Below are 25,933 nucleotides of genomic sequence, written 5' to 3'. Positions count from 1 at the left end.
AAGCGTGCCGTCCGCGTCGATTGAACCGAGATGATCGTATGAAAACCCGAATCCTTACCGGCATCACCACCACCGGCACGCCCCATTTGGGCAATTACGCAGGCGCGATCCGTCCGGCGATCGTGGCTAGTCGGGAGGCAGATGCCGACTCCTTCTATTTCCTTGCCGACTATCACGCATTGATCAAGTGCGACGATCCGTTGCGCATCCAGCAATCGCGTTTGGAAATCGCCGCCACGTGGCTGGCCTGTGGGCTGGATGCCGACCGGGTGACTTTCTATCGCCAGTCCGATATCCCAGAGATTCCCGAGCTGACCTGGCTGTTGACCTGCGTTGCCGGCAAAGGGCTGCTTAACCGTGCCCACGCCTACAAGGCTTCTGTAGACAAGAACGTAGAGCTGGGTGAGGACCCCGATGCCGGAATTACCATGGGGCTGTTCAGTTACCCCGTGCTGATGGCGGCGGACATCCTGATGTTCAACGCACACCGGGTGCCGGTTGGTCGCGATCAGATTCAGCACGTCGAGATGGCGCGCGATATCGGCCAGCGTTTCAATCACCTGTTCGGTAATGGCAAAGAGCTGTTCACCTTGCCTGCGGCCGTCATCGAGGAGGGCGTGGCAACACTGCCTGGGCTTGATGGGCGCAAGATGTCTAAAAGCTACGACAACACCATCCCGCTGTTCGCCAGTGCCAAGGCGCTGAAAAGCACCATCGCTCGCATCGTCACCGACTCGAAATTGCCAGGCGAGCCGAAAGATCCCGACGATTCTCATCTATTCACCATTTACCAAGCCTTCGCCGCGCCTGCACAGCTGGCCGAGTTCCGCGCCGAGCTGATCGGTGGCTTGGCCTGGGGTGAGGCTAAGGAACGGCTGTTCCAGTTGCTCGACGACGAATTGGGCGAGGCGCGCGAGCGCTACCATGCGCTGGTGCAGCGTCCCGGCGACTTAGAGGACATCCTTCAGGCTGGCGCTGTTAAGGCGCGCAAGGTTGCGACACCGTTCCTCGGCCAGCTGCGAGAAGCGGTCGGGCTGCGTAATTTTCGCAGCGAGGCGGTAACCGCCGGACCAGTCAAGAAGAAGGGCGGCAAGCTTGCTCGTTTTGCCAGTTTCCGTGAGGGCGACGGCAGCTTCCGTTTCCGCTTCTTTGCCGCGGACGGGGAAGAGCTGTTGCTGTCTCGTCCCTTTACTGATCCCAAGGCGATCGGCGTTGTCACCCAGCGTTTGATTGCGCACGGCGTGGATGCGTTGGAACTCCGTGCCGATGAAGACAATCAATTCACGTTGTGGCTGGATGGTGAATGCATCGCCGATAGCCCCGGCTATGCCGATGAGGAGGCGCTGGACGCCGCCATGCTGCGTCTCCGTCAGGCCGTGGCGACCCTCGCCGTGTAATGTCGCCCGGGTTCTGCCGGTTGCGGCCAGCCGGCGAGACGCTGCCGAATCTTTGATATGACTCGAGGCTCACACGCTTGAACGACCTGCGTAAATTGCCAACCACTGAGGGCGCGGCTAAAGTGTCGGCCCCGTTTCACTACCCAGACCCGGCCATGACCCCTCTTGAGCGCTATCAGGAAGACCTGAAACGTCCCGACTTTTTCCACGATGCCGCCCAGGAAAACGCCGTGCGTCATCTGCAGCGGCTGTATGACGATCTGGTTGCCGACGACCGCAGCAAGTCCGGCCTGCTGGGCAAGCTGTTCGGCAAAAAGCAGCAGGAGCCGGTGAAAGGCCTGTATTTCTGGGGCGGGGTCGGCCGCGGCAAAACCTATCTGGTCGACACCTTCTTCGATGCTTTGCCAATCGAGCAAAAGACCCGCACTCACTTCCACCGCTTCATGAAGCGCGTCCATGAAGAGATGCGCACGCTCAAGGGTGAGAAGAACCCGCTGACCATTATTGGCAAACGCTTCGCTGACGAGTCGCGCGTGATCTGCTTCGACGAGTTCTTTGTTTCGGACATCACCGACGCAATGATCCTCGCGACCCTGCTTGAAGAGCTGTTCAAGAACGGGGTCAGCCTGGTCGCAACGTCCAACATCGTGCCGGACGGTCTGTACAAGGATGGCCTGCAGCGCGCCCGTTTCCTGCCGGCGATCGAGCTGCTGAAGAAACACACTGAGATCGTCAACGTCGACAGCGGTATCGATTATCGCCTGCGCGCACTTGAGCAAGCCGAGCTCTATCATTTTCCGCTTGATGCCGAAGCCGAGCAGAGCCTTGAGAAGAGCTTTCGCAGCCTGCTGCCAGAACAGTGCCGGGTGCAGGAGAACGAAGCACTGATGATCGAGAACCGCGAGATCGTCGCCCGAAAGGCGGCGGGTGGCGTCGCCTGGTTCGAGTTCCGTGAGCTGTGCGATGGCCCGCGCAGCCAGAACGACTACATTGAATTGGGCAAGATTTTCGACGCCGTGCTGGTTTCCAACATCGAACGCATGGATGTTTCCAAGGACGACATGGCCCGCCGATTCATCAACATGGTTGACGAATTCTACGACCGCAACGTGAAGCTGATTCTTTCGGCCGAAGTGGAGCTGAAGGATCTGTATGCAGGCGGTCGATTGGAGTTCGAGTTCCAGCGCACCTTGAGCCGCTTGCTGGAAATGCAATCACACGAATACCTGGCACGTCCGCACAAGCCCTGATCCGACAGGAAGTGCACACTCACGGCAAGTCTGCGCGCCGGCGCGACTTGCCGTTTTCGTATCGAGTTCAGGCGCTCTTGTGCCGGTATTGCTGGCGGTACTGATTCGGCGACAGTTCGGTGTGCTGGCGGAACAGTCGCGCGAAGAAGCTCGCATCGTCGTAGCCTACTTCGTAGCTGATGGTCTTGATGCTCTTTCGGGTAGTGGAGAGCAGCGTTTTGGCCGTTTCGATACGTAATCGCTGCAAGTAGTGCAACGGCTTGTCGCCCGTTGCGGTCTGAAAGCGCCGCATGAAATTGCGAATGCTCATGCCATGATCCCGCGCCACGTCTTCGAAACGGAATTTCTCGGCGAAGTGTTCCTCGAGCCACTCCTGAATTTGTAAAACGCGGGTGTCCAGGTGCAGCTTCTGGCCACCGAAGCCGATGCGTCCGGGATTGTAGTTGCGCCGCACCTCGAAGAGGATGTCGCGCGCCATTCCCTGCGCGATATGCGCGCCACAGAAGCGCTCGACCAAGTGCATGTAGAGATCACATGCCGAGGTCGTGCCGCCCGCGCAGTACAGGTTGTCGCTGTCTGTAAGGTGCTTTTCCTGGGTGAAAATTACCCGTGGAAATCGCTCGGCGAACTCGCGCGCGAAGCGCCAGTGCGTCGTCCCTTCACGGTCGTCCAACAATCCCGCAGCGGCCATCCAGAAGGCACCTGAGGCTTCGCCACAGATGGCGCTTCCAGTCGCGTGTCGCGCCTGCAGCCATTGCGTGACCTGTGGATACTGCCGGCATAGCGCGTCGAAATCGCCCCAGAACGCCGGCAGGATCACCGCGTCGGCCTCGCCCAGCGCGCCGTCAACCTCGATGCGAGGGCCGCTGAACGTTGTGACAGGCTGGCCATCGGGACTGACCAGCACGGTCTCGAATGCCGGTGTGAGGTCCAGGCCTATCTGCTTGCCATAGCGCAAGCTAGCCATGTGAAAGAAGTCTTTGGCGTGCAGCAGCGTGGACGCAAACACCCCGTCAGTGGCCAGGATGCTGATACGTTTCAATGGTTGGGCGGTGAGCATGCTGTGTTAGACGATCCATTTGTTTTTATAGGATGAAGCTAGGGTAAAACTGCCGCGGAACGGCGGGAGCGTCTTATTTTTTTGCCCGGTTGTCCAGTTATCCATCCGTCTAAGGCATCGGAACCGCTTGCTACGCGGCCCATCTGATAGAGGGACAGAGAGGGATTCAATGATTACCACCCCGCAACGTTGGTCTGATGCCTTTAGCGGTTGGGACGGCAGTCCCGCTGCTGCTCGAGAGGTGCAAAAACAGCTCGCCAGCCAGGTCGTCTTGGAAGATGAATTTGGTCCGTTACGGCTGATTGCGGGCGTTGATGTGGGCTTCGAGGAAGGAGGCACGATCACCCGAGCCGCTGTGGTGCTGCTGGATGCGGAGACGCTTGAGCCGCTGGCGCAGACGCTCGCACGAATTCCGACCAACATGCCGTATATCCCGGGACTGCTATCGTTTCGCGAGTTGCCGGCTGTGCTGCAGGCACTCGATTCGCTCGGGCAGACGCCTGATCTGATCTTCTCTGACGGGCATGGCATCGCGCACCCGCGCGGACTTGGCATCGCCGCGCATCTAGGGGTCATCACGGGTCTGCCAACCATCGGGGTGGCAAAGAAGATCCTCACCGGGCAGCACGACGTGCTCGGTGAGCAGCGCGGCGATCAGGTCGATCTGGTTGATAAGGGCGGCAAGGTCATTGGCACCGTGCTACGCAGCAAGGACAAGGTTCGGCCGCTGATCATCTCGCCAGGCAATCGGGTCAGCCTGGCGAGCGCCCCGCAGTTGGTGATGCGCTATGTCACCCGTTATCGGCTGCCGGAACCGACGCGTCTGGCTGACCGTCTGGCCTCGCGCCGGGATGAAAAGCGCGCCAGTGCTCAGCGGTCCATGGACCTGGAATGACGGCCGTGGCTTGCAGCTGACCGGCCCAAGGCGCTAGCCTGCAGGCCCGCCGATCACCCAGGTTCTGCCCGATGCAGCTGGATCATGCGACAGGCTGGTGCCGAGGCATTCGACATTGCCCCTCGCCCAACTTCAACCAGCGTCCGGATGGCGAGATTTCACTGCTGGTCATCCACAACATCAGCCTGCCGCCCGGCTGTTTCGGGACCGGAAAGGTGCAGGCGTTCTTTCAGAATTGCCTGCCGACCGCAGAGCATCCTTTTTTTGAGGAAATCGCATCCTTGCAGGTGTCGGCGCACTTTCTGATCGAGCGGGACGGTGCGATCACTCAGTTCGTTTCCTGCCTGGACCGTGCCTGGCATGCCGGTGTCTCGTGCTTCGGCGAACGCGGCAGTTGCAATGATTTTTCCCTTGGCGTCGAGCTGGAGGGGACGGATGACATACCCTTCAGCGAAGCTCAGTACGACAGCCTTATTTCGCTGTGCCGCCTGCTGCAACAAGCGTATCCGGCTATCACCTCGGAGCGTGTCTGCGGCCATAGCGACATCGCACCAGATCGCAAAACAGACCCGGGCCCGGCCTTTGATTGGCAGCGGCTGCGCGCGGCCTCGATTGTCGCCTGACACCGGCCAAACAGGATTTCCACAATGATCTTTCTCGTCGTGCTGCTGGCTCTGCTCATCGACAAGCTCACCGATTGGCGAAGTGATGTTCAGCAAGACGGCCCTTGGCTGCGGTTGTTACGCGGAATCGACGCGCGCACGGGGTCTTCCTTCGGGCCATGGCTGGGCTTGTTGCTGGCGGTGCTGCTCCCGGTAGTGGTGCTCGGTTTGCTGCTGATGGCACTCGAGCCGCTGGCCTACGGCTGGCTCAGTCTGCCGCTGCATCTGCTGGTTCTGCTTTACAGTCTGGGGCGTGGCCAGGGTAAGCGCGAGTTCGGCGCTTTCCGGGATGCGTGGCGTCGTGGGGACGAGGAGGCGGCTGCGCTGGTGGCTCAGCGTGATCTCGGACTCAGCGCGGCCGATGCGCCGGGCCTGTTGCGCGCCGTGGAAGCACAGCTGCTCTGGCGCAGTCACCAAGGCTTCTTCGCTGTGATTTTCTGGTACGTGTTGCTTGGCCCCTTGGCTGCATTGGCGTACCGGCTGCTCGCTTTGACCGTCGAACATGCTCGAAGCGAAGACATGCGTGAGCGGGCGGAGCAGTTGCGGCATGCCTTCGATTGGGTGCCAGTGCGGCTCTTGCTTGCCAGCTTCGGACTGGTGGGCAACTTTGTCGCCGTCAATCGCGCCTTACTGCAGGAATTGCTGCACTGGGATATTCCTGCGTACCGGCTGCTGGCCGACGTGGGCCCGGTGGCGGCAGATCTCGGTGAGCCCTACGAAGGCGAGGCGGGCATCGCCCGGCTCGACAGTCTTGCCGCCCTGCTGGTGCGTACGCGCATGCTTTGGTACGCGGCGATTGCCTTCTGGGTTCTGCTTTTTTAAAGGATCGCTCCAGCCTTTCTCGCACCGTGAGTCGACCTGCCTGGCGCCCACATCTGACGATGACCAGGCATCGGATAAGCACGGTGGATAGGCCGGAATCGGCGTGCCTTCTGTCGCTTGCTGCGCCATCACCATGCCACTAACTTAAGTTACCTCAGCAGCGACCGATATCCCGTATAAGTTTCTCGTGCCCCGCCTGACGAGTCCTGCCGCAGCCTGTTAGCCGCCGGCAATACAATAAAAAACTGGGAGACGTCTCTTTGAACGGTCTGTTGTATCCCGCGATTGCCCTGATGAACCGTCTCAGCTTCGGTATGAAGTTCAGCCTCATCAGCGTCCTCTTCTTCGTTCCCATGCTGCTGACCAACTTCTATCTGGTGCGCGATTCGTATCAGGAATTCGTGGGTACGCGCACCGAGCTGCAGAGCCTCGAACTGCTGGGCACCGCGTTGCAGCTACGCCGCGAGATGGAACAGTGGAAGGATCTGGTCGAGATCGAAGGAATCATCGGGCAAACGGGCGAGGTGCAGGCGCTCGTCACCCGACTGTCCAATGCCGAGGCGGCGCTGTCGGCGCACATGCAACGACTTGTGCCTGTCAGCAGTGACCCTGAGCAGGTAGCGGAATTCAGCGCGCGCCGAGACGAACTCGACACCGCGCTGCGTGCGGCCCAGGCAGAACAGTCGCTGCAGACCAAAACGGCGATGGCCCGTGCGTTGCTCGGCCAGGCTCAGGTCATGATCAAGCTGATCGCCAGCCAATCGGGGCTAAGCCAAGACAGTCAACGCGACGTGCGGGTGCTTGCCGAACTGCTGACCTCGGTCACGCCCGTTATAACCGCGGCGCTCGGCGAAGGCCGGGCTGTCGGCTCCTACACATTCGGACAGGGCTATCTGAATTCCGATGCCAGCAACAAGCTGGACGACCTATTACTGGAGCTTGAGAAGCAACAGGCTCAATACGGCGCTCAGCTACAGGATGTGCTAGGTGGCAGTGCTGCTGCGCTGCGCGAACTCGAAGCCTACACCCAGGCCAGCCGTGAGTCTCTGCAGGCCAGCAGCGATATCGTTCAGGATCAGGTGATCATGGCCGAAGCGTTGGATCGGCCCTGGGATGAGTTCTATGACCTGATCAGCGCCGAGATGGCGAAGACCTATGCCTTGAACGACGCGATTCTCGCCTTCCTTGATGATGAACTCGAACTGCGCCTCGAGGAGAAGCGTTTGCTGATGACGCTGCTGCTGGCGGCGCTGGCATTGGTCTTTTTGCTCGTGGTGTATCTCTACAGCGCGTTCTATATGTCGACGCGCGCCACGCTGCGTAGCCTCGGCGCGACCATGGACCGTGTGGCCGCGGGCGACATGACGGCACGCTTCAAAGTACAGAGTCGCGACGAGTTGGGTGAGCTGGGTCAGGTGTTCAACGACACCGTGGCGAAGATCCGCGAATTGATCGAGCGGGTCGGTCAGACGGTGGGCGAGGTGGAGCGACAGGCGTCGCGGGTCCAGACCGTGTCCGCCGACAGTAACCAGACGGTGTCCGAACAACGCGGACAGATCGAGCAGGTCGCCACGGCCATGAACGAAATGTCGGCGACTGCCCAGGGCGTCGCGACCAGCGCCGAGGCCGCCGTGGGAAGTGCCGAAAGTGTCAATCAGGAAACGGTCAATGGCCGAGGCCTGGTCGCAGCCCAGGTTGGAGGTATCGAGCGGCTGGCAGCGGAAATCGAGCAGTCGGTCATCGTCATCAACCAGCTGGCGAGCGACAGCAAAGCGATCAGCCAGGTGCTGGATGTGATCAAGGGTGTGGCCGAACAAACCAACTTGCTGGCGCTCAATGCTGCGATCGAGGCGGCACGCGCCGGTGAGCAAGGCCGCGGCTTCGCTGTGGTGGCGGACGAGGTGCGTAACCTGGCCAAACGCACGCAGCAGTCCACCGAAGAAATCGAACAGATGATTGGCCGATTGCAGGGTGGCGTCGGCGCAGCGGTCAAGACCATGCATTCGAGCCATGCAATGGCAGAGGACACCGTCGGTCGGTCGGCTCAGGTCCAGCAGGCGCTGGAAAATATTCTTGCGGCAGTCGGCGTCATCGTCGACCAGAACCAGCAGATTGCTGCCGCCGCGGAAGAACAGACGGCCGTCGCACATGACATTGATCGCAACATCGTCGCCATCAATGAGGCGGGTCAACGTACCGCGGAAGGGGCTGGGCATACCGAACAGGCCAGCCGCGAACTCACCGAGTTGGTCGGTCGCTTGCAACAGTTGATCGGTGCGTTTCGCGTTTAACGGAGCACAGGCTCAGTGCCAGCCAAACAGCTCGCAGCTGTTGCGATAGCTGGCTTCGGCCAGCTCCTCGGGGCTGATGCCGCGCAGCTCGGCCAGTTCACGGCAGATGTCCGGCAGGAATTCCGGGCTGTTGCGTTGGCCGGCGTGGCTGTGGGGTGTGATGTCCGGGGCGTCGGTTTCCAGCACGATGCTTTCGAGCGGAAGCTGCTTCAGGACCCGATGCATGCGATGCGCCTGCGGCCAAGTGCCCGCGCCACCCAGGCCGAGCTTGTAGCCGAGCTTGATGTACTCGCGGGCTTCTTCCCAACTGCCGCTGAACGCATGAGCGATGCCAGTGCGCTTGAGGGCGTATCGCTTCAGTGTGGCGATCATCTGCGCATGGGCGCGACGAACGTGAAGCAGCACCGGTAATTCGAATGCGTGGGCCAGATCGAGTTGCGCTTCGAGGAGCTGTTGCTGGCGTTCTTTATCGGGATCATCGATGTAGTAATCGAGGCCGATTTCACCAATGGCGCAAAGCTTATCTTCGCCCCGTAAACGATGCAGCCAATCGCGCAATTGGGCGACATGCTCTGGTCGATGATCCTGCAGGAACACCGGGTGCAGGCCCAGCGCGGCGTATACGGCCTGCTGCTCCTGTGCCATTTGCCAGACTCGCTCCCAGTTCGCCTGATGCACGCCAAGCACCAGGATGCGCTCGACGCCAGCAACCTGGCAGCGTTCGATTACATCGGTCCGGTCGTGGTCGAAGGGGTCGAAGTCGAGATGCGTGTGGGTGTCGATCAGACGCACATCTGGTCTCCCTGGCTGATCGGTTGGGGGAAGGTCAGCGGCTCGAGTCTTCCTCGATCTGGATATTGCTGACACCCAGTTCTGCCATGCGGCTGTGCTCGCTGGAGCGCACCGGGCTTTCCCATGGTGCATCGGTTGCCGCACGGGGCTCGCGGACATGATGCAGAAGAATCTCGAGTTCGGCTTGTTCCATATCCGGTTGCTCGAATGAGCTGAGCGTCAGCGAAGCCGGACTGCCGTTGATGAGGTAGTGGATGCGGTAGCGTTTCAATTCGGTCATGGGGCGCACAGTCCTTGGGTTGCTTCAGAGGCTACCCAGTATCGGACCGCGAGATCGCCGTCAGGCTCCCGGCTCCTCGCGTTCTGATTCGAGCAGTGCGGCCTTTCGTTCAATACCCCAGCGGTAGCCGGTCAGCGAATGATTGGCGCCGACGACGCGGTGGCAGGGCACCAGCAGCCCGACTGGGTTGCTCGCACAGGCTCGCGCGACAGCCCGTGCGTGGCTTCCCAGGCTTTCTGCCAGCTCGCCATAACGCCGGGTTTGACCCGCAGGTATCTCCCGCAACGCCTGCCAGACGCGCTCTTGAAACGCACTGCCGCGCAGGTCGAGCGGCAGCCGGGCGGCGCGTGACGGTTCCTGCAGCTGGGTCAGGATAGGCTCCAGCCATTCACCCAACCCCTCTTGGTCGCGCACCAATTGGGCGGCAGCGAAGCGTGATTTCAGTTCGCTCAGCACTGTTTGCTCATCGTCGCCGAAGAGCAGCGCACAGATTCCGCGTTGGCTCGCGGCGATCAGCAGTAGCCCCAACGGGCAAGCGCTGATCGCATAGCGCAGCGATTCACCGGCCCCCTTGCGGCGTCGCTGTGCTGGGGTTAACGCCGTGATGTTTTGGTAGGCGCCGCGCGTGCTGCCGTAACCGGCATCCAGCGCTGCGCTCAGTACCGAGTCGGCATCCGACAAGCGCGACTCCAGCCTTTCGCGACGCCGCGCAGCAGCCCAGGCGCGCGGGGTGAGGCCTGTGCGACTTTTAAAGGCACGAGCCAAATGCGACGGGGACAGCCCGATACGGGTGGCCAGTTGGTCCAGCGTCATCGGCTCTGGGCTTTCGTCCAGCAAGCGGCAGGCGGCGACCACCAGAGCATCGAGCTGCTCGGCCGGGCTTTGACCTGAAGGCGAGCAGCGCCTGCAGGCCCGATATCCGGCGGCTTCGGCGTGCGCAGCGGTGCTGTAGAAGCTGATGCCCTCACGCCGCGGCCGCCGAGCCGGGCAACTGGGGCGACAGAAAATGCCCGTCGATCGGACAGCGAATACGAAGTGATCGTCGTACCCTGCATCCCGGTCGCAAAGGGCTTGCCAGCAGCGGTCGAAATCGAGCATTGCGCTACTCCCTGTGAGGTTGATTCTGATTGTCCGTCCTGGCTTGTTCGGATGCCAATCCACAGTACGCTTTCAAACTTGCGGGCGAACATGGAAGCCAGTTCGCGATTGCCGTAACCTGCAGATCTGCATAGCCAAATAGGGTCTGTAAGCCGCTGATGAAAACGCCAAAACGACTCGAGCCGTTGGTCGAGGATGGGCTGATCGACGAAGTGCTGCGCCCGCTGATGAGCGGTAAAGAAGCAGCGGTTTACGTGGTGCGCTGTGGTGATGAGCTGCGCTGCGCCAAGGTCTACAAGGAAGCCAACAACCGCAGCTTCCGACAAGCCGTCAAATATCAGGAGGGCCGCAAGGTCCGCAGCAGCCGCGATGCTCGCGCCATGGCCAAGGGCTCCAAGCACGGGCGCAAGGAAAAAGAGGAAAACTGGCAGAACGCCGAAGTGGCCGCCTTGTTCAGGTTGGCCGATGCCGGCGTGCGCGTGCCCAAACCGTACGACTTCCTCGACGGCGTGCTGTTGATGGAGATGATTTCCGGCGAAGACGGTGATGCTGCGCCGCGTCTCAATGACGTCGACCTCCACCCTGACGATGCGCGGGAATTCCATGCGTTCATGATCCATGAGGTGGTCAAGATGCTCTGTGCCGGCCTGGTGCATGGCGACCTGTCCGAGTTCAACGTACTGCTCGACGAGCACGGCCCAGTGATCATCGACTTGCCGCAGGCGGTGGATGCGGCGGGGAACAACCATGCCTTCGAGATGCTCGAGCGGGACGTTGGCAACATGTCTGCGTACTTCGGGCAGTTTGCGCCCGAGCTCAAATTCACCCGCTATGCCAAGGAAATGTGGGCGCTGTACGAAGAGGGCAAGCTGACACCGGAGTCCGAGCTGACCGGGGAATTCGCCGAGGACGAGGACGAGGCCGATCTGGACGCGGTGATGCGCGAGATCAAGGCCACCCTGGCCGATCAGGCGCGAAAGGAAGCCTTGCGCAACGCAACGGACGAGCCCAGCGACGAGCCGCCCACGCCGCCTTGGATGCGTACCTGAGCAGCGCTGGCGGGGCTTGATTGCTTGATCTTGGGCACGAAGGGGCGCCATTCGAGCGTCCCACTTTGGAGCGATCATGGTTCAGTGGCCGCATGATGCTAGTTGCCCAAAGAGTCGGGATCGCCAGCAAGCTGTGTCCTACGAAGCGAAGGCGCTCCGGGCGCTCCGGGCGCTGAGGTCGCAAGGCTGGTCGGCGGTCCGCTTTTCACAGGAGCGAGCTTGCTCGCAATCATCGCCCCGCGTTCCCCTGATGCTCGCTGCCTGTACCAGTCCTGATCGCCAGCAAGCTGGCTCCACAGCGCGAAGGTATTCCGGGCGCTGCGGTTAACAGAGCTGGTCGGCGGTCCGCTTTTCATAGGAGCGAGCTTGCTCGCGATCATCGCCCGGCGTTCCCCTGATGCTCGCTGCCTGTACCAGTCCTGATCGCCAGCAAGCCGGCTCCACAGCGCGAAGGCATTCCGGGCACTGCGGTTAACAGATCTGGTCGGTGCTCTGCTTTTCGTAGGAGCGAGCTTGCTCGCGAACATCGTCCAGCGTTCACTCAGGAGGGCGGTCGCAGAATTACTGCTCCGGCTGCTCCGGCTGCTCCGGCGCTTCGCTCGTGTTGTCTGCATCTGACATGGAGCCCGGCTTCATCTCCCAGCCACCACCCAATGCCACGAACAAAGCCACCTGAGACGTTGCCAGGGCGGCTCGTCCCTGCAACGCCTGCTGGCGCGCCTGTAGCGAACCACGCTGGGCATCCAGCACCTCGTTGAGATTCGCCTCGCCCAGTCGATAGCTCTTCTGCGCCAGCTCATAGGCGTATTCGCGATGGCGCAGGGTGTTGCTCAGCGAATTCAGGCGGCGTTGCTGCCCATCCATGCGAACCAGTGAACGCTCGACTTCCTCCATCGCTTCGGCCAGCGCTTGCTGAAAGCCTATGTACGCGCTTTCACCCTCTACATCAGCCAAATCGATGGCCGCACCGCGTCGCCGATAGTCGAGGAAGGGCAGACCAAAGGTTGCGCCGAGGCGGGCGAAGTTAGAAGCGGTGGAAAAGGCATCGCCCAGTGCAAGCCCGGACCGTCCGACCGCAGCCTGCACAGCCAGCGTCGGGAAGAGGTCGCGGCGAGCGGCCAGCGATTGCAGTTGTGCTGCTTGCAGTTGAGCGGCTTCAGCGATCAGGTCCGGGCGTCTGCGCAGCAAGTCCAGCGGTTGCCCGGGTGGGATGGTTTTATCTGCGAGCGGCACCTTGGTCGACCCCTTGAGCTGGCGCGCGGTGCTGCCTGGCGGCTCGGCCAGTAGTGTGTCCAGCGCCAACCGCGCTTCGGCCAGGTTGATGTCCAGCTCATCGAGATCCGCGTCCAGCGACGCACGTTCTGCCGCGCTGGCCTCCACGTCCAAGCGAGTGACTTCGCCGGCTTCGAACAGTCTGCCGGCGATTCGCTCCAGATCGGCTGCCAGCTCTACTCCCTCGACCAGCAATGCACGTTGCCCTTCCAGAGCGCGCAATTGCATATAGCCCTGCGCTGCGTTGGAAGCCACCGCCAGACGAGCCGCTATGGCCTGCGCCTGAGCCGAGCGGATCTGCTGTCGGGCACTGTCGGTGCGGGCGCGAGTGGCGCCAAAGATGTCCAGTTCCCAGCTGGCCTGCAGCGCCAGTTCCCAGTTATCGAAGGTGATCACGTCCTCATCGGGAACGAACTGGCCGACGGGGCTGTTTGGGTCTGGCTCGTTATTGTTCTCGATCCACTGGCGGCTGGCTGATCCCGGTAGATCGAACGTCGGAAACAGCCCGGCGCGGGCTTGGCGCAGCTGCGACCGCGCTGAGTCGACCCGCAGCATGGCCAGGCGTATGTCTCGATTGTTCTCAAGCGCCTGGCGCACTGTGCGAGTCAGCATCGGGTCGTCGAACTGCTGCCACCAGTTGGCAAGCGCCTCGGTATCGGCCGGCTGCTGGCGAACGGCATGAAACCAGGATTCCGGCACGTCGGGCGCGGGTCGCTCCGGCACGCTGGAGCAGGCGCCGAGCATCAGCGCCAATGCCCAGGCCAGGGGCGTGCGGGGCAATCGGCTAGGCATCAGGTTTCCTCCGGTTTGACGCGCATGAACAACAGATACAGGCACGGGACGGCCAACAGGGTGAGGAGGGTGGCGAACCCAAGCCCGCCCATGATGGTGACGGCCATGTTGGCAAAGAAGGGATCGAACAGCAGCGGCACCATGCCCAGCACTGTGGTGCCGGCGGCCATCATTACCGGCCGCAGGCGCGAAGCCGATGCCTCGACGATGGCGGTCAGACGCGGCACTTCATCCTCGATCTGCCGGTCGATCTCATCCACCAGCACCACGGCGTTCTTGATCAGCATGCCGGTCAGGCTGAGCAGACCGAGCAGCGCCATGAAGCCGAACGGCTGCCCGGTAACCAGCAGCCCGAGGGTGACGCCGCACAGAGCCATCGGGACCACCAGCCAGATCATCAACGGCTGGCGTACTTTGGCGAACAGCAGCACCGTGACCAGCACCATCGCCAGGTATGGCACCGCCAGCGTGCTGGCCAGTGCCTGCTGGGCATCCGATGACTGTTCATGATCACCGCCCCACTCCAGCGAATAGCCGGTCGGCAATTCGATGCCCTCGATCAGCGGGCGAATGCGCCCGAACGCGACGTTGGTGTTCTCGCCGTCACGGGGCTCGGCACGCACGGCGATGGTCCGTTCACGGCCGTAACGACGAATCATCGATTCCTCGGTGGTCGCCTCAATGCCATCGGCCACCTGAGCCAGCGGCACGTAGCGGCTGCTCGCCGGGCTCCAGATCAGCCGTTGCATCAGATCGCCCGGTTCGACGCGGTCTTCCGGTGTGGCGCGCAGTAGAATCGGGATCAGTTCGTCCCGCTCCCGGAATACGCTGACCTGCTCGCCTTCGCTAGCAACCGAAAGGGCTTGCGAGACCTGCTGACGGGTCAGACCAGCGTCGGCCAGGCGGTCGAGTGCCAGTTGCGGGCGCAACACGGGAATCGGAGCGCGCCAATCATCGCGGATGTTAAAGACGTTGCCCTGCTCGTGAAGGATCCTCTGACCTTCGGCTGACAGCCTGCGTAACTCTTCAGGATCCGGGCCACTGATGCGAGCTTCGAGCTTGGCTTCGGCATTCGGGCCGAACATGAACTGCGCTGCGGCCACATCGGCCGAAGGGTAACGGCCCGGCAGGGTCTGGTTGACCTCGTGCACCAGCCCGGCGATGACATCCGGCTCCTCGGTGCGTACTAGAAAGTGCATCAGCGCAGGATTGGGCTGCTCCGGCGCATAGGTGAGCATGAAGCGGGACGCGCCCGAGCCGACGAAGGTCGACACATCACTGACACCGTCGAGCTGTTTCAGGTAACCCTCGACATCCTCGGCGGTGCGGCTGGTCTCGCGGATATGCGTGCCCTGCGGCAGGAACAGGTTCACGTAGAAGATCGGCGTGCTCGATGGCGGAAAGAAGCTCTGCGGCACACGGCTGAAACCCAGCACGCTGAGCACCGTGAGGACTACCAGAATGCCCAGCGTCAGCCAGGGATGGGCGAGTACCGAGCCCGCCATGCGGCGGTAGCGGTTGTATATCGGCCCGCTGTAGGCCTCGTCCGCATCGCCCCGGTCATCATTGTTGTCCCGGTCACCTTTGCGTTCCAGCAGGTAGTAACCGAACAGCGGCACCACCAGCAACGCCAGCAACCAGCTCAGCAGCAGCGAGGCGGCGATGACAAAGAACAGCGAAAACAGGAATTCGCCCGTGGTGTCCTGCGACAGGCCAATTCCGGCAAAGGCGAGAATGCCAATGATGGTCGCCCCCAGCAGCGACCATTGGGTCTGCTGCAGGGTCTTGCGCGAGGCTTCGAGAATGCTTCGGCCGCGTTGCTTCTCGATCAGCATGCCGTCACAGACCACGACTGCGTTATCCACCAGCATCCCCATGGCGATGATCAGCGCGCCGAGGGAGATGCGCTCCAACTCGATTCCGGCCAGCCACATCACCAGGAGCGTGCCAAGCACCGTGAGGAACAGCACCGCGCCGATGATCACCCCGGCGCGCACGCCCATCGCCAGGCACAGCACGCCCACGACGATGGCTACCGAGAGAAACACGTTAAGCGCGAAGCTGTTGACCGATTCGTTGACGATGCTGTGCTGCTGATAGAGCGGGTGCAGCTCGGCACCCAGCGGCATCAAATGCTGCATGGACTCCAGCTTCGCCTCGACGCTGCGGCCCACCTCGACGATGTTGCTGCCCGAAATCCCGCTGATCCCCAAGGTCAATGCCGGCTCACCGTTATGCCTGATGATCTGGCGCGGGCGCTCGGCATAGTCGCGTTTGAGCGTGGCGATCGATCCCAAGTCCACGCTTTGCGGACCCTGACCAACCGGCAAGGCACGCAGGGCGTCCAGCGAATCGAAGGCGCCGGTCGGGCGGATATGTACGAAGAACTCGCCAGCCCTTACACCGCCGGATTCCACCGCGGCATCGGCGTCAGCCAGCGCAGCGACCAGCTCCTGCGGCGACAGGCGCAAGGCCGCCAGACGCGCCTGATCGACCTCGACGAGAATCCGCTCTTCGCGCACCCCGGCGATCTCCACCTGGCCAACGCCCTCGGCGGTGATCAAGCCGCGGCGCAGGTCCTTGGCGACCTCATGCAGCTCCTTGAGTGTCAGACCATCGCCGGTCAACGCGAAGAAAATCCCGTAGACGTCGCCGAAGTCATCGTTGACCAGGGGTGGATCGAGGCCTGGCGGCAGCTTCTGCTGGGCATCGCCAACCTTGTTGCGCAGCTGATCCCAGATCTGATCCAGCTGCTCGCCTGAATAGCGATCCTGGATTTCCACACGTATTTCGGCCAGGCCGATCATCGATCGCGAGCGGATTTCCTTGACCTCGGAAAGCTCCTGAATGGCGCTTTCCAGCGGCTCGGTGACCTCCTGCTCGACCTCAAGCGCGGTCGCGCCGGGGTATTGCACCGTGACGATGGCTTCCTTGATGGTGAATTCGGGGTCTTCCAGGCGGCCCATTTCGAAGAAGGCAAGCACGCCCCCGACCAGGCAGATCAGGATCAGTACCCAGATGTTGACCGGTTTGCAGATGGCGTAACGCGCGAGATCCATCCGCTTATTTCCGCCGTTCGGCTTTGATCGGTTGGTCTTCGGAGAGCTTGCTGCCGCCGGCTACCACCACGAGCATGTCGTCATCGAGCTCACCACTGACCACCGCGTGGTCGTCCTCGATCCGCTCGAGCTGCAGATCGCGGCGCTTGGCCTGACCATCGACCGCCAGCCACAGGTAATGGCTACCGTTGGGTGCTGTCTGCACGGCATTGAGCGGCAGGCGGAAGTTGGGCTGCTTGTCGTCCGTCGGAGCAGGCGGGCGCTGCAAACGAACGCGCATGGCCATCCCCGGCAAGAGGTTGTAGTCGGCTGGCGGCTCGCCCTGCAGTGTCAGGTTGTAGGTGCGGGAGCCTTCGCGAGGTTGCGTGCTGTGCTCCTTGTAGTGCAGCGGCAGTGTCAGGTCAGCGATGACCAGTTCGCCTTCGGCTTGCAAGCTGCTGTTCAACGGAATGCTCAGCGCCGCCGTCTCCGGAAGATCTACCGTGACCTCGATGTGCTGATTGTTCTGCAGTTCGAGAATGGGCGTACCCGTGGCAACCACCATGTCCGGCTCGACCAGGCGCCGCGCGACTACGCCATCAAAAGGCGCCTCCAGCGTGCTGTGATTGATATCGCGACGGGCGCTGTCACGGGCGACCCGCGCCGCCACCACATTGGCCTGCAGCGGCTCGACCGCGGCGGGGGCGAGAATGCCCTCGGCCAACAGGGCACGCTTGCGCACCAGATCCGCCTCCAGCTGGCGCAGCCGGGCTTCGGCTTCTCGCCGTTGCAGTTCGTAGTCCGTGTCGTCGAGTTTGGCTACCGGCTGGCCTTTTTCAACGCGTTCGCCCTCGTCGACCAGGATGCGTTCGATCCGCCCGGGCACTTGGAACGCCAGCTGTGTGCTGGTTACGCTCTCGACCACGCCGGAAAACCGCAGCGCCTCGGGGCCGTTATCCATGCGTTGCAGCGGTTCAACGAACGCGACGCGTGGCGGAACGTGAGCCGGCTGCTCTTCTTCGGCGCAACCAGACAGGGCCAGCAAACTGCAGATCGATGCGGTGATACAGAGATACCGTGAAAGGCCTCTCGACGATAAAAGCGGCATCCGTTCTCCTGAACGATAGGGACGAGCAAGACGTCGTTGCGACAATGCGAAACGCCACGACCATCTAGTAGAACCCTGCTCTGGCGCGGGAGTTCGGCCGCTGCTGAAGTGACCCACTGGTCAGCGGGTTTTGCCTGTAGCATCGGGGGCACGGTCTATCTGTCGCCGATTGGGCGTATCATTGCCCGGCGTTCAAACGTCAGTGCAGGAGAGAGTCGCAATGCAAGGTCAGCCACAGGTCATCGAATATCTGAAAGAACTGCTGCGAGGGGAGCTGGCGGCGCGTGATCAGTATTTCCTGCACTCGCGCATGTACGCCGACTGGGGTTTCACCAAGCTCTACGAGCGAATCAATCATGAGATGGAAGAGGAAACCCAGCACGCCGACGCGCTGCTCAAACGCATCCTCTTCCTCGAAGGCACTCCGGACATGACGCCTGAGGCGATGCACCCGGGTCATACCGTCCCCGAAATGTTGCGCGCCGATCTGGCACTCGAATACAAGGTTCGCGAAGCCTTGGCCAAAGGCATCACCCTGGCCGAGCAGCACAAGGACTACCAGACACGGGACATCCTTGCGCTGCAGCTGATGGACACCGAAGAGGACCACGCTTACTGGCTAGAGCAGCAGCTCGGCATGATCGATCGCATCGGCCTGCAGAACTATCTCCAGTCACAAGCTAGCTGATTGGCGCTCTGGCCAGGCGCAATGCCTGGCCTCGTTGCGTCTGGGGCGAGCGAACGTTGATTGTATGCCGCCGTGCTCAGGGCGTATCGGGCGTACGGACAGAGCAACATCCGCCAGACTCAAGGTTCCTGAGAATCGGACAATCCGGCCGGTCATCCCCGTGGCAGGTGTCGACCAAATCCTGCAGGGTGTCGCGTAGCCCCACCAGTTCGGCGATTTTCTGATTGAGCGCGTCGATGTGCGCGCCAGCCACGGCCTTCACGTCAGCGCTGGCGCGATGGCGGTCCTGCCAGAGGGTCAGCAGTTTGCTCACTTCTTCCAACGAGAAGCCCATGTCACGGGACCGCTTGATGAAGGCGAGGCGGTGCAGGTCTTCCTCGCCATAGTAGCGGTAGCCGTTGGCGCTGCGCCCGGCGGGGGAGATCAGATCGATGGACTCGTAGTAGCGAATCATCTTCGCCGAGAGCCCGCTTTTCTTTGCTGCTTGGCCAATGTTCATACCGCGTTCCAGAGGTGATTGAGGTGGATTGCTACCGAATCGATTGAATCGTTGCGCGCCATTACTCGTCAGGCTTCCAGCGCTTAAGCAGCAGTGCGTTGCTGACCACGCTGACGCTGGATAGCGCCATCGCTGCGCCGGCGACCACTGGGCTGAGAAAGCCGAACGCGGCCAGCGGGATGCCTACCAGGTTGTAGATGAACGCCCAAAACAGGTTCTGCTGAATCTTGCGGTAGGTGCGGCGGCTGATCTCCAGCGCAGCCGGGACCAGTTTTGGATCGCCGCGCATCAGCGTGATCCCAGCCGCATGCATGGCGACATCGGTGCCGCCACCCATGGCGATACCGACATCGGCGGCGGCCAGCGCTGGCGCATCGTTAATGCCGTCGCCGACCATCGCTACCACCGCGCCGCCTTTTTTCAGTTCGGCGACCGTGGCGGCCTTGTCGGCCGGCAGCACTTCGGCATGCACGCTGTCGATCTGCAGCGCCTCCGCCACGACGCGAGCGCTGCCGCGGTTGTCGCCCGTGATCAAGTGACTGCGAATATGCCGAGCGTTGAGCGCTGCGATCGCTTCAGCGGCGCCGTCCTTGAGACGGTCGCCGAAGGCGAACAGGCCGAGCACGCGAGGCTGCGGCGCCGTTTCGATCAGCCAGGACAGCGTGCGGCCTTCGCTTTCCCAGGCGTCGGCTTTGCTCGCCAGCTCCCCCGGTTGTAGGCCGCTGTCATCCAGCAGTCGTCGATTGCCCAGTGCCAGCGAGCGGCCGTCGAGGACGCCCGAAATGCCCCGGCCTGTCAGCGACTGGCTGCGCTCGACATCGGCGACCGCAATGCCTTGTTCTGCGCAACGGTCGAGCACCGCCTGAGCCAATGGATGTTCACTGCCGCGTTGCAGCGCCCCAGCCTGTTGCAACAGCGTGGTTTCGTCGCCGTTCACCGCCTGCAGATGGACGATGCGTGGCTCGCCGGACGTGAGTGTGCCGGTCTTGTCGAAGGCTACGGCAGTCACGGCGTGGGCGATTTCCAGCGCCTCGGCGTCCTTGATCAGAATGCCGTAGCGTGCGGCGACGCCGGTCCCAGCCATGATCGCCGCGGGTGTTGCGAGGCCCAGCGCACAGGGGCAGGCAATGACCAGCACGGCAACCGCATTGATTAGTGCGACCTCGGCCGGAGCGCCAGCCAACAGCCAACCGGCCAGGGTCAGCAGGGCGATCACGAGTACCGCCGGGACGAACACCTGGCTAACCTTATCTACCAGTTTCTGGATGGGTGCTTTGGCAGCCTGGGCGTCTTCAACGAGCCGGATGATGCGGGCCAGCACCGTTTCTCCACCCAGTGCGGTGGTGCGAACCAGCAACCGCCCTTCGCCGTTGATTGCGCCGCCTGTGATGCGGTCCCCGGGCGCTTTGTTCACCGGCAGGCTTTCACCGCTGATAAGGGCTTCATCGGCCTGGCTCTCACCGTCGACCACTTCGCCGTCGACCGGGAAGCGTTCACCAGGCTTGACCAGTACCCAGTCGTCCAGGCGCAGGGCGGCGATGGCAACGTCCTCTTCGCGGCCATCGACCACACGTACCGCGCGATCCGGCCTGAGCGCTTCCAACGCACGGATCGCCGCACTGGTCTGCCGTTTCGCACGGCTTTCCAAATACTTGCCCAGCAGCACGAGTGCGATCACCACGGCGGATGCTTCGAAATACAGATGCGGCATCTGCCCGGCTTCGGCGGCCCACCATTGATAAAGGCTCAGGCCGTAGCCGGCGCTGGTGCCGATCGCGACCAGCAGATCCATGTTCCCGGCGCCGGCACGCACCGCTTTCCAGCCGGCAACGTAGAAACGCGCCCCGAGAATGAACTGCACAGGCGTGGCGAGCAGGAACTGCGCCCAGGGTGGCAGCATCCAGTGCTGACCGAGCAGGTCGCCGAACATCGGAATCACCAGCGGCGCTGCCAGTACCAGCGCAGCGACAACGGCCCAGCGATCTCGACGCAGGCGGTCTTCGCTACTGTCTGCCACGGGCCGCCCTTCGTCGATGGGCTGCGCGCTGTAACCTGCCGCTTCGATCGCCTCAATCAACACGGCCGAATCGACTGCCCCGAGTACTTCGATTCGAGCGCGCTCGTTGGCTAGGTTGACCGATGCGCTGCGTACACCGGGCACCTTCAGCAAGGCGCGTTCGACACGACCGACACAGCTGGCACAGGTCATGCCCTCGATGGCGAGTTCGAGCGTCTGGACGGGCACACCGTAGCCAGCCTTTTCGACAGCCTGCACCAGACCTGCGAGGTCCGCATCGCGCGCTTCAACCCGGACCTGTTCGGCCGCCAGGTTCACCGCGGCGGTATCGACGCCTGGCACCTTGAGCAGCGCGCGCTCGACCCGTCCCGCACAGCTGGCGCAGGTCATGCCGGTGATCGGTAAGGTAAAGGTTGCGCTGGTCATGATTCGCTCCGAAGTCGGCCTGATGCCCGAATGTTCAACCTTCACCTTACGGGAAGGTCAAGTCGAGTATCAGGTTGTCGCAGCTGACGGGTTGACCTTGCCAGTATGGCAAGGTTGAGCATGATGCCGTAGAACCCATCGACAGGAGGCAGCAATGCAGACATTCAACGTAACGGGCATGACGTGCGGCCATTGCGAGCGGGCCGTTACCGAGGCGATCCGGTCGCGCGACGCTGATGCCAAGGTTGAGGTGGATCTCGACGCGGGTGTGGTGAAGGTTGATACGCATCTCGACGAGGCGGCAATTCGCGAAGCGATTGAAGAAGAGGGCTATCAGATTCGCTGATGGTCCAAGCGGCAGCGCTCGCTGCCGCATCACGATGTCAGGGGAGGGCGTTGTCCCAGTCTTTCACCATGCCCCGGAACAGCGGGTCGATCAGTGCGGCGCAGTCTTTTTCCGGGTCGAACAATTCCGGGTCGCGTGTCCAGTCACTGAATAACCCCAGGATCAGCGCGTGCAGCGTGCGGGCGGCCAACCGTGGGGTCACGCCCGGATGAAGGCTGGCTGCAGCACTTTCCAGCATCTTTTCGCACAGCTCGATAAACAGATTGATGAACGCGTGATGCCGTTCTTCCGCCTCGCGTAACTCCTCGGTGAATTCGCAGCGGTGCAGCAGAATGGTCATGACACGACGCTTCTGCTCGTCCCGGCCCAGTGCGCTGATTCCCTCAAGGCAAAGCTCCCGCAGTGCTCGCAAGGGTTGTTGCTTGGTGCAGGCACAGAGCCGCTCGGTCATCTGCTCGGGCGGCAGGCGGACCTGATTGAGCATTTCATGAAACAGGTGCGCCTTGTTCTGGAAATGCCAATACACGGCACCGCGCGTCACGCCGGCATCACGGGCGATCTGGTCGAGGCTGGTATGCGCAACGCCCTTGTCGAGAAACAGCCGCTCTGCGGAGGCGAGCAGCGCTACACGGGTCTTTTCGGCGTCTTCTTTGGTTCTTCGCATGGATGAGATACGGCAGCCTGTCGCTGCGTTGAGAAAGGCCCAATCGGGCGTTCGATGCGGAGTTCGTCCTTCAACCTCTGCAACTTTGGATGTTTACAATCGTCTGTGTATGTAACAGCATCTCATCGTCCCTGTAAACGTTCGACGTCGGCCCGCGGTTTCGCTGCGCGCTGATGCGTCGACTTTTCTCCGCTTCGCGAGCTATCAATGCCCTTCAAGATTCTGCTCATCCTGGGCGCGCTTAGCGCCTTTGGCCCGCTGGCCATCGATTTCTATTTGCCGGCGTTTCCCTCGATGGCGCGTGCGTTTGCCACCGATGTTGAACACGTCCAATTGTCGCTTGCTGCCTACTTCATCGGTTTGGCTCTGGGTCAGCTGGCTTACGGGCCGTTGGCGGATCGTTACGGGCGGCGCTTGCCCTTGCTAGGCGGTGTCACGCTGTTCACTCTCGCCTCGCTGGCGTGCGCGTTCGCGCCGTCGCTGGATGGGTTGATCGTCGCGCGTTTCGTTCAAGCCCTGGGTGGATGCGCAGGCATGGTGGTCACGCGAGCAGTGGTGCGGGACAGCTGTGATCCGGTACAGGGCGCGAAGGTGTTTTCGCAGTTGATGCTGGTGATGGGCCTGGCACCGATTCTTGCGCCGTTGGGCGGTGGGCTGCTGCTGAACGCCTTCGGCTGGCAAGCGATATTCGTATCGTTGACCGCCTTCAGTGCGCTTTGCGGCCTGGCCGTGGCGCTGTGGTTGCCGGAGACCTTGCCCGCCGATGCGCCTAAGCATGCGCTGAGCGGCACCCTTGGGCGCTATGTCTCGTTGTTTCGGGACCGTGAATTCATCGCGTTTGCACTGGCGGGCGGCGTGGCGATGGCGGGTATGTTCAGTTATATCGCCGGTTCGCCGTTCGTGTTCATCGAGCTGTATGACGTACCGGCTGAACACTATGGCTGGTTGTTCGGCAGTAACGCGGCGGGCTTCATCATCGTTTCGCAGATCAATGCGCGGCTGCTGCGGCTACGCGGGCCAGGCTTCTGGCTGCGGCGCTTCGTCTGGTTTTACTTCGCCTGCGGCTTGACCTTGCTGCTGATCACGCTGAGTAAGCCGGACGTGCTCTGGCCGCTGCTGATACCGCTATTCGCAGGATTGGCGAGCCTGGGCAGCATCCTGCCGAACGCGACCGCTTGCGCCATGGCGAAGCAGGGCAAACAGGCCGGTCTGGCGTCGGCGCTTATGGGCAGTCTGCAGTTCAGTGTCGCCGCCGTTGCATCGGCGGCTGTGGGCTGGTTGCACAACGGTACGGCGGTACCGATGGCACTGGTCATCGCCGTATGCGCGCTGACGGCGGCGTGTCTGGCCTGGTACACGGGCCAACTCGCCAGTACGCAGCGGGTACAGGAAGCCGCCTCATCTTGAGACGGCAGCCCCGCCGCTACGGCATCAGAACCCTTCGAGGACGATCTTGCCCTTGGCTTTGCCGCTTTCGATGAAGGCATGGGCGCGGCGCAGGTTGGCGGCGTTGATCGTGCCGTAATGCTCGCCCAAGGTGGTCTTCAGTACGCCGCTGTCGATCAGTTCTGCCACCCGGTTGAGCAACTGGTGCTGGGCGATCATGTCCGGCGTCTGATACAGCGAACGGGTGTACATGAACTCCCAGTGCAGCGACAGGCTCTTGCGCTTGAGCAGGCTGATGTCGAGGCTGGCCGGGTCATCGATCAGGGCCAGGCGACCCTGAGGCCGCAACGCCTCGACGATTTGCGGCAGGTGCAGGTCGGTGTGGGTCAGGCTGGCAACGTGGGTGACGTCGGCGATGCCCACTCGTTGCAGCTCGGCGGCCAGTGGCTGGCTGTGATCGATCACTTCATGAGCGCCCAGCTCTCGCACCCAATCCTGGGTTTCGCTGCGCGAGGCCGTGCCGATGACCTGCAGCCCGGTCAGCTGGCGCGCCAGCTGCGTGAGGATCGAGCCGACCCCACCCGCGGCACCGACGATAAGCAGACGCTGATCACGGTCATTTTTTCCTTCCCTGATCTGCAACCGCTCGAAAAGCAATTCCCAGGCCGTGATCGACGTCAGCGGTAGCGCTGCCGCTGCGGCGAAGTCGAGGCTGGCCGGCTTGCGGCCAACAATGCGCTCGTCCACCAGATGCAGCTCGCTGTTAGCGCCGGGGCGGTCCAACGCGCCGGCATAGAACACTTCATCGCCGGGCTGGAACAGGGTGACTTCATTGCCCACCGCTCGGACCACGCCGGCCACGTCCCAACCGAGCACTTGGTGCTGACCGGCCTCCGGCTGTACGCGCATGCGGATCTTGGTATCCACCGGGTTTACCGAGATGGCGCGGACCTCGACCAGCAGGTCGCGCGGCCCGGGGGTGGGATCAGGCAGCTCGATATCGATCAGCGACTTTGCGTCTTCGACCGGCAGGGATTGTTGGTAGCCGATGGCTTTCATACGGTGGCTCCTCGTAGGGATGGGCGTTCATACCGCCATGTTCGGCTTTCGTGCTGTAATGAAAAACCGCGTGTTCCGCAGAGACTCTTTCAACGGATTATTGAAAATGTTGCGCAGCGATGACCTCCACGTATTCGTACTGACCGCTGAACTGGGGAGTTTGTCGGCCGCCGCCCGGCAGCTGGAATTGTCGCCGGCTGTCGCCAGCGCGGCGCTCAAGCGCCTAGAGGCGCAATTGGGCTGCCGCCTGCTGGTGCGTTCAACACGGAGCCTGAGACTGACCGGCGAAGGCGAGCTATACCTGCCTCATGCGCGCTCGGCCCTGCAAAGCCTGCTCGACGGTCAGCACCTGCTGGCGGGGGGCAAAGCGACCATCAGCGGCACGTTGCAGTTGTCAGCGCCGTCTGACTTCGGTCGCAATGTGCTCCTGCCCTGGCTGGATGAGTTTCAGCTGCAGCACCCGCTCTTGAGTCTTCGACTGTTATTGGCTGATCGAAATGCCGACGTGTTTCGGCAACCGGTCGATATCGCGCTGCGCTACGGCCAGCCGGAAGACTCAAGCCTGGTGGCGCTACCGGTAGCCACCGCCAATCGGCGTGTGCTCTGTGCGTCGCCAGGCTATCTCGCCGCAGAGGGTTCGCCGCGCTCGCTTGCCGAGCTCGCCAGTCACAATTGCCTGCGCTTCATGCTGGCGGGGCGGGTGCATGAGCGGTGGTGCTTTCACGACAACCAGCGAGAACTGGAACAGCTGGTGAGTGGAGATCGCATCAGCGACGATGCCGATGTGGTGCGGCGCTGGGCGTTGGCCGGGCGAGGCGTGGTGTACAAATCCTGGTTGGACATCGCGCAGGATGTGCAGGCGGGGCGACTGGTCGTGCTGCTGCCAGACCTGCTGGGTGAGCCGGCCCCGCTGAACCTGATCTGTGCCCATCGGGCACATCTGGGCGAGCGGGTGCGGCTGTTGCGTGAGCATTTGGTCGAGCGATGCCAGCGGCTGATTCAGCGGGCTCCGTTCTCGAGTTAACGGGCCGCGCAATGGCGG

Annotated in this window: 22 protein-coding genes and 1 pseudogene; 12 read left to right on the top strand and 11 right to left on the bottom strand. The window is 62.2% G+C overall.

Going from position 1 to position 25,933, the window contains the following annotated elements; translation table 11 throughout:
* Positions 1-38: 38 nt before the first annotated feature.
* Together K4O48_RS16380 and zapE are read left to right on the top strand one after the other, a co-directional pair.
* The gene (locus K4O48_RS16380) at positions 39-1,397 is read left to right on the top strand and encodes a tryptophan--tRNA ligase (RefSeq protein ID WP_222909438.1); all 1,359 of its coding nucleotides are present in this window, start codon (positions 39-41) and stop codon (positions 1,395-1,397) included.
* A gap of 155 nt (positions 1,398-1,552) precedes the next feature.
* Positions 1,553-2,647, top strand: coding sequence for a cell division protein ZapE (gene zapE, locus K4O48_RS16375; RefSeq protein ID WP_222909437.1), 1,095 nt, complete (start codon positions 1,553-1,555; stop codon positions 2,645-2,647).
* Between the two features lie 67 nt (positions 2,648-2,714).
* On the opposite strand, the gene K4O48_RS16370 is transcribed toward zapE, so the two are convergent.
* Positions 2,715-3,707 carry a GlxA family transcriptional regulator gene (locus K4O48_RS16370; RefSeq protein ID WP_222909436.1) on the bottom strand — a complete coding sequence of 331 codons (993 nt, stop codon included), beginning with the start codon at positions 3,705-3,707 and terminating at the stop codon, positions 2,715-2,717.
* Positions 3,708-3,876: 169 nt separating this feature from the next.
* Here K4O48_RS16370 and nfi point away from each other — a divergent pair, with 169 nt between their 5' ends.
* The 5 genes and pseudogenes from nfi to K4O48_RS20775 all read left to right on the top strand — a co-directional run bounded on the left by nfi (position 3,877) and on the right by K4O48_RS20775 (position 8,377).
* On the top strand, positions 3,877-4,602 hold the full coding sequence (gene nfi / locus K4O48_RS16365; protein WP_222909435.1) for a deoxyribonuclease V: 726 nt from the start codon (positions 3,877-3,879) through the stop codon (positions 4,600-4,602).
* A 71-nt stretch (positions 4,603-4,673) separates the two neighbouring features.
* Positions 4,674-5,225 (top strand): 1,6-anhydro-N-acetylmuramyl-L-alanine amidase AmpD, encoded by a 552-nt coding sequence (ampD, locus tag K4O48_RS16360; protein WP_222909434.1) that lies wholly within the window; start codon positions 4,674-4,676, stop codon positions 5,223-5,225.
* A gap of 24 nt (positions 5,226-5,249) precedes the next feature.
* Positions 5,250-6,086: a regulatory signaling modulator protein AmpE gene (gene ampE / locus K4O48_RS16355; protein ID WP_222909433.1), complete on the top strand. Its 837-nt coding sequence runs from the start codon at positions 5,250-5,252 to the stop codon at positions 6,084-6,086.
* A 293-nt stretch (positions 6,087-6,379) separates the two neighbouring features.
* Positions 6,380-7,474, top strand: a pseudogene (locus K4O48_RS20780) (methyl-accepting chemotaxis protein); the annotation flags it as partial.
* The gene (locus K4O48_RS20775) at positions 7,448-8,377 is read left to right on the top strand and encodes a methyl-accepting chemotaxis protein (protein WP_409518952.1); all 930 of its coding nucleotides are present in this window, start codon (positions 7,448-7,450) and stop codon (positions 8,375-8,377) included. The pseudogene K4O48_RS20780 and the gene K4O48_RS20775, both read left to right, overlap by 27 nt.
* Positions 8,378-8,389: 12 nt before the next feature.
* On the opposite strand, the gene K4O48_RS16345 is transcribed toward K4O48_RS20775, so the two are convergent.
* Genes K4O48_RS16345 through ada form a run of 3 tightly spaced genes read right to left on the bottom strand, consistent with a single transcriptional unit; the run spans position 8,390 to position 10,547 of the window.
* Positions 8,390-9,169 carry a TatD family hydrolase gene (locus tag K4O48_RS16345; protein ID WP_222909431.1) on the bottom strand — a complete coding sequence of 260 codons (780 nt, stop codon included), beginning with the start codon at positions 9,167-9,169 and terminating at the stop codon, positions 8,390-8,392.
* A 34-nt stretch (positions 9,170-9,203) separates the two neighbouring features.
* A complete protein-coding gene (locus K4O48_RS16340) occupies positions 9,204-9,449 on the bottom strand; it encodes a hypothetical protein (RefSeq protein ID WP_222909430.1) in 246 nt (81 codons plus the stop codon).
* A gap of 60 nt (positions 9,450-9,509) precedes the next feature.
* Complete coding sequence (ada, locus tag K4O48_RS16335; RefSeq protein ID WP_222909429.1) at positions 9,510-10,547, bottom strand: bifunctional DNA-binding transcriptional regulator/O6-methylguanine-DNA methyltransferase Ada; 1,038 nt, start codon at positions 10,545-10,547, stop codon at positions 9,510-9,512.
* Positions 10,548-10,705: 158 nt separating this feature from the next.
* Between ada and K4O48_RS16330 the strand changes: the two genes are divergently transcribed.
* Positions 10,706-11,596, top strand: coding sequence for a PA4780 family RIO1-like protein kinase (locus K4O48_RS16330; RefSeq protein WP_222909428.1), 891 nt, complete (start codon positions 10,706-10,708; stop codon positions 11,594-11,596).
* A gap of 561 nt (positions 11,597-12,157) precedes the next feature.
* Here the strand turns inward: K4O48_RS16330 and K4O48_RS16325 are convergent.
* The 3 genes from K4O48_RS16325 to K4O48_RS16315 are packed head-to-tail and all read right to left on the bottom strand — an operon-like array spanning position 12,158 to position 17,806.
* Positions 12,158-13,660 (bottom strand): efflux transporter outer membrane subunit, encoded by a 1,503-nt coding sequence (locus tag K4O48_RS16325; protein WP_222909427.1) that lies wholly within the window; start codon positions 13,658-13,660, stop codon positions 12,158-12,160.
* Positions 13,660-16,719, bottom strand: coding sequence for an efflux RND transporter permease subunit (locus tag K4O48_RS16320; protein WP_222909426.1), 3,060 nt, complete (start codon positions 16,717-16,719; stop codon positions 13,660-13,662). Before K4O48_RS16320 ends, K4O48_RS16325 begins: the two co-directional genes overlap by 1 nt.
* A 4-nt stretch (positions 16,720-16,723) precedes the next feature.
* The gene (locus K4O48_RS16315; protein ID WP_222909425.1) at positions 16,724-17,806 is read right to left on the bottom strand and encodes an efflux RND transporter periplasmic adaptor subunit; all 1,083 of its coding nucleotides are present in this window, start codon (positions 17,804-17,806) and stop codon (positions 16,724-16,726) included.
* Positions 17,807-18,026: 220 nt separating this feature from the next.
* Between K4O48_RS16315 and bfr the strand changes: the two genes are divergently transcribed.
* Positions 18,027-18,494: a bacterioferritin gene (gene bfr, locus K4O48_RS16310; RefSeq protein WP_222909424.1), complete on the top strand. Its 468-nt coding sequence runs from the start codon at positions 18,027-18,029 to the stop codon at positions 18,492-18,494.
* Between the two features lie 76 nt (positions 18,495-18,570).
* On the opposite strand, the gene cueR is transcribed toward bfr, so the two are convergent.
* Both cueR and K4O48_RS16300 read right to left on the bottom strand, forming a co-directional pair.
* Positions 18,571-18,993 carry a Cu(I)-responsive transcriptional regulator gene (cueR, locus tag K4O48_RS16305; RefSeq protein ID WP_222909423.1) on the bottom strand — a complete coding sequence of 141 codons (423 nt, stop codon included), beginning with the start codon at positions 18,991-18,993 and terminating at the stop codon, positions 18,571-18,573.
* Positions 18,994-19,054: 61 nt separating this feature from the next.
* Positions 19,055-21,436, bottom strand: coding sequence for a heavy metal translocating P-type ATPase (locus K4O48_RS16300; protein WP_222909422.1), 2,382 nt, complete (start codon positions 21,434-21,436; stop codon positions 19,055-19,057).
* Between the two features lie 154 nt (positions 21,437-21,590).
* On the opposite strand from K4O48_RS16300, the gene K4O48_RS16295 reads away from it, so the two are divergent.
* Positions 21,591-21,782, top strand: a complete 192-nt coding sequence (locus K4O48_RS16295; RefSeq protein ID WP_222909421.1) for a heavy-metal-associated domain-containing protein — start codon at positions 21,591-21,593, stop codon at positions 21,780-21,782.
* Positions 21,783-21,819: 37 nt separating this feature from the next.
* Here K4O48_RS16295 and K4O48_RS16290 read toward each other — a convergent pair whose 3' ends face one another.
* Entirely contained in the window at positions 21,820-22,446 is a 627-nt protein-coding gene (locus K4O48_RS16290) for a TetR family transcriptional regulator (protein ID WP_222909420.1), read from the bottom strand.
* A gap of 207 nt (positions 22,447-22,653) precedes the next feature.
* Here K4O48_RS16290 and K4O48_RS16285 point away from each other — a divergent pair, with 207 nt between their 5' ends.
* On the top strand, positions 22,654-23,853 hold the full coding sequence (locus tag K4O48_RS16285) for a Bcr/CflA family multidrug efflux MFS transporter (protein WP_222909419.1): 1,200 nt from the start codon (positions 22,654-22,656) through the stop codon (positions 23,851-23,853).
* Between the two features lie 24 nt (positions 23,854-23,877).
* Here K4O48_RS16285 and K4O48_RS16280 read toward each other — a convergent pair whose 3' ends face one another.
* Positions 23,878-24,891 (bottom strand): zinc-binding alcohol dehydrogenase family protein, encoded by a 1,014-nt coding sequence (locus K4O48_RS16280; RefSeq protein ID WP_222909418.1) that lies wholly within the window; start codon positions 24,889-24,891, stop codon positions 23,878-23,880.
* A gap of 106 nt (positions 24,892-24,997) precedes the next feature.
* Here K4O48_RS16280 and K4O48_RS16275 point away from each other — a divergent pair, with 106 nt between their 5' ends.
* Positions 24,998-25,915, top strand: coding sequence for a LysR family transcriptional regulator (locus K4O48_RS16275; RefSeq protein WP_222909417.1), 918 nt, complete (start codon positions 24,998-25,000; stop codon positions 25,913-25,915).
* Positions 25,916-25,933 lie beyond the last annotated feature (18 nt).

The sequence above is a fragment of the Pseudomonas sp. DNDY-54 genome, assembly GCF_019880365.1.
Taxonomy (GTDB): domain Bacteria; phylum Pseudomonadota; class Gammaproteobacteria; order Pseudomonadales; family Pseudomonadaceae; genus Stutzerimonas; species Stutzerimonas stutzeri_P.
This window is presented reverse-complemented; position numbering and strand designations above follow the sequence as displayed.